The 3,605-nt window shown below is 65.0% G+C and carries 4 protein-coding genes; all 4 read left to right on the top strand.

The genetic code is table 11. The features are described 5' to 3' along the window. Positions 1–22: 22 nt before the first annotated feature. Complete coding sequence (locus EN884_RS29510) at positions 23–1,195, top strand: glycosyltransferase (RefSeq protein WP_063169885.1); 1,173 nt, start codon at positions 23–25, stop codon at positions 1,193–1,195. Between the two features lie 40 nt (positions 1,196–1,235). After that, on the top strand, positions 1,236–2,231 hold the full coding sequence (locus tag EN884_RS29505) for a glycosyltransferase family 2 protein (RefSeq protein WP_063169886.1): 996 nt from the start codon (positions 1,236–1,238) through the stop codon (positions 2,229–2,231). Beyond that, positions 2,231–3,181 carry a glycosyltransferase family 2 protein gene (locus EN884_RS29500; protein WP_063169887.1) on the top strand — a complete coding sequence of 317 codons (951 nt, stop codon included), beginning with the start codon at positions 2,231–2,233 and terminating at the stop codon, positions 3,179–3,181. The genes EN884_RS29505 and EN884_RS29500 overlap by 1 nt, the downstream gene beginning before the upstream one ends. Next, positions 3,171–3,605: glycosyltransferase family 2 protein (locus EN884_RS29495; protein ID WP_164895228.1), on the top strand; the 435-nt coding region annotated here is incomplete at its 3' end. The genes EN884_RS29500 and EN884_RS29495, both read left to right, overlap by 11 nt.

Raw genomic sequence — 3,605 nt, 5'->3', positions numbered from 1 at the left:
GGCCAACAGCGGTCGAGTTTTTATGCTGCATGTCTTGTACCTAGTGCACGACGTTTCCGACCCGGCGGTGCGCCGGCGGATCACGATGCTCAGGGCAGGTGGGGCCCAGGTCACCTTGGCCGGATTCCGTCGCACCGCGAATCCGATTGCGGATATCGAGGGACTGCGCCCGATCGACCTCGGCGGGACGCGTGACGGGCGATTCGGCCAACGCCTCGCGGCCGTAGCCAAAGCAGCCGTTTCGATAGGCTCGAAGCTGGGCGGAATGCCAAAGCCGGATGTCATCGTCGCGCGCAACCTGGAAATGCTGGCGCTTGCCCGCCGCGCCAGGTCAGCCTTCGGTGCATCGGTTCCGATCGTATACGAGTGCCTCGACATTCATCGGCTTGTGCTGCGCAACGATGTCCTGGGCAAGGCGCTGCGTGCCACCGAACGATTTCTGGCCAGGGATGTGAAGCTGCTGGTGACCAGTTCGCCTGCCTTCATCGCCAATTATTTCAAGCCGTTCGGCCAGGTCGCGGCACCCATCGAGCTGGTCGAAAACAAATATTTCGAGGCCGCGACGATTGTGCCCGGCGCTGCCGAGGCCGATGAGAGCCCGGTCGGCCCGCCATGGCGGATCGGCTGGTTCGGCGCGCTGCGCTGCCGCCGCTCGCTCGAGCTGCTGGCTGATTTCTCCCGCCGCACGGAGGGCCGCTTCGAGATCGTGCTGCGCGGCCGTCCGGCTTTGTCGGAATTCCCTGACTTTCACGGCTTTGTCGAGGCCGAGCCATGGCTGTCGTTTCTCGGGCCCTACCGCAATCCGGAAGACATGGCGGCGATCTACAACGATGTCCATTTTTCCTGGGCGATCGATTTCTTCGAAGCGGGGCAGAACTCCGAATGGCTTCTGCCCAACCGGCTCTATGAGGGTTGCCGTTTCGGCGCGGTGCCGATCTCGATGGGCAATACCGAGACCGGGCGGTTCCTCAAGCAGCAGGATATCGGCGTGCTGTTGCCGCAGGCGTCGCCCGAAGCGCTCGAAGCCGCGCTAGGCAAGATGGAGGAGCATCGCTTCGCCAGGCTGAAGGGGCGTGTTCTGGCGCGCAACCCGAGGACCTGGAGCTACGATCGCAGCGATTGCCGTGCGCTTGTCGAGCGGCTGCGCAGCCTGACCGCCGTGCCCGGTTCGTTTGCCGCCGAGGCATTGGCATAGGATGGCAGGGGATGGACAGAGGCAAGATGGACAGAGGTTGATGACGCAGACGGAAAAACCCTCATCCAGCCTGATCGTTATCCCATGCCTGAACGAAGCCGCCCATATCGGTGCGCTGCTCGATCAATTGCGGCCCGCGGCCGCCAGGCTTGGCGCCCGGATCATCGTCGTCGACGGCGGCAGCACCGACGGCACGCTTTCCATCGTAGACGAAGTCATTGCCAGGGACCCGCGGGTTATCCTGCTCCACAACAAGCGGCGCATCCAGAGCGCGGCGATCAATCTCGCCGTCGGTACCTTCGGCGATGGTGCCGACTATCTCATCCGCATCGATGCGCATGGCGGTTATCCCGACGATTATTGCGACCGGCTGGTCGAGGAAGCGCTGGCTACATCAGCGGATTCGGTTGTCGTTTCGATGCTGACCAGCGGCAGCGGTGCCGTGCAGAAAGCAGCGGCCGCGGCGCAGAACTCCAAGCTCGGCACCGGCGGCTCGAAGCATAGGCATCTTTCGCAGGGACAGTGGATCGATCACGGCCATCATGCACTGATGCGGATATCGGCGTTCGGCGCCGTCGGCGGCTATGACGAAACGTTCAGCCACAACGAGGACGCCGAGCTCGATTATCGCCTGCGCAAGGCCGGCTACAAGATCTGGATGAGCGGCAAGACGCAGATGGTCTACTACCCGCGCGGCTCGCTCTCAGGCCTCTATTTCCAGTATCTCGGCTACGGTCGCGGGCGTGCCAAGAATGTGCTGAAGCATCGCGTCATCCCGAAGGTGAGGCAGATGGTGCCGCTGCTGGTGTTCCCGGTGGTGCTGCTGGCGGCCTTCTCTTTCGTGCACTGGCTGGCGGCGGTGCCGCTGCTGCTGTGGGCGTCGGTGTGCCTGGGCTACGGGCTGGTGACGGCTATCCGCCAGCGCAAGGCCGACGTTGCGCTGGCCGGTGTCTCGGCCATGGTCATGCATCTTGGCTGGTCGGTCGGCTTCTGGCTGCAGCTTCTCGGCCTCGGCTCGCGACGAGGAGTGGCCTGATGGCGGTGTCGGCAAAGAACCGCAGCATCGACATCGGCGTCTGCACGTTCCGCCGGCCGGAACTGGCCGACACGCTGCGCTCGCTCGACGCCATGGAGATGCCGGTGGGATTCGATGTCCGCATCGTCGTCGCCGACAATGACGACACCCCATCGGCCCGTGACCTGGTGGCGGCGCTGTCGCGGGAATTGACGGTGCCGATCCACTATCAGCACGCCCCGGCGCGCAACATCTCGATCGCCCGCAACGCCTGCCTCGATGCGAGCACCGCGGATTTCGTCGCCTTCATCGACGACGACGAGACGGCCACGACGCCATGGCTTGCCGAACTGGCCGCGATGGCGCAGCAAAGCGGTGCCGCCGCCGTGCTCGGCCCGGTCAGGGCGCGCTATCGCCCGGACGCGCCGGACTGGATGCGGCGCGGCGATTTCCATTCGACCTTGCCCGTCTGGGTGCGCGGCGAGATCCAGACCGGCTACACCTGCAACGTTCTGCTGCGGATGGGCTCGGACAGCCTGCGCGGCCGCCGCTTCAGCCTGGCGCGTGGCCAGACCGGCGGCGAGGACACCGAATTCTTCGACCAGATGCACAAGGCAGGCGGCCGCATCGCCTTCTCGCCCGAGGCATGGGTCGACGAGGTGGTGCCGCGCTCCAGGGCGGCATTCGATTGGCTCGGCCGCCGCCGCTTCCGCGTCGGCCAGACGCATGGCCATCTCCTGGGCAGCAGCGCCAGCGGAATCGGTCTGGCCAAGCAGGTCGGCCTGGCCTCGGCAAAGGCCATCTATTGCTTCGCCTCGGCACTTCCGGTCGTCGTCAGTCCGGTACGCAGGAACCGCAGCGTGCTGCGCGGCATTATGCATGTTGGTGTCGTCAGCGGCCTCGTCGGCATCCGCGAAATCCGCCTCTATGGCCAGCCTTCGCCACAGGAGGGAGGCAAGCGTGCAGCCTGACGTCAGCTCTATCCCCGATGTTTCCTTCGTTATTGCCGCCTACAATGCCGAGACGACCCTTGATCGGGCGATCGCCAGCGCCATCGCCCAGAAGGGTGTCAGCGTCGAAATCATCGTCGTCGACGACAAGTCGCGCGATGCGACGCTCGATGTTGCGCGGGCCTATCCCGGGGATATCGTCCGTGTCATCGCCCTGCCAAGCAATCGCGGCCCGGGCGGCGCCAGGAATGCCGGCCTCGATGCCGCCCGCGGCAGATGGATCGCGGTTCTCGATTCCGACGACGCGGTCTTTCCCGGCCGGCTCGCCAAGATGATCGCGCGTGCCGAAAGCGCGGATGCCCAGATCGCCGTCGACAATCTGCAGGTCGTTCGCGAGGACGGCGTTATCGAGGACGCGATGTTTCCGCGGCAATATCTGGAAGGC

It is taken from the genome of Mesorhizobium sp. M7A.F.Ca.AU.001.01.1.1, assembly GCF_004022735.1.
GTDB lineage: Bacteria > Pseudomonadota > Alphaproteobacteria > Rhizobiales > Rhizobiaceae > Mesorhizobium > Mesorhizobium ciceri.
This window is presented reverse-complemented; position numbering and strand designations above follow the sequence as displayed.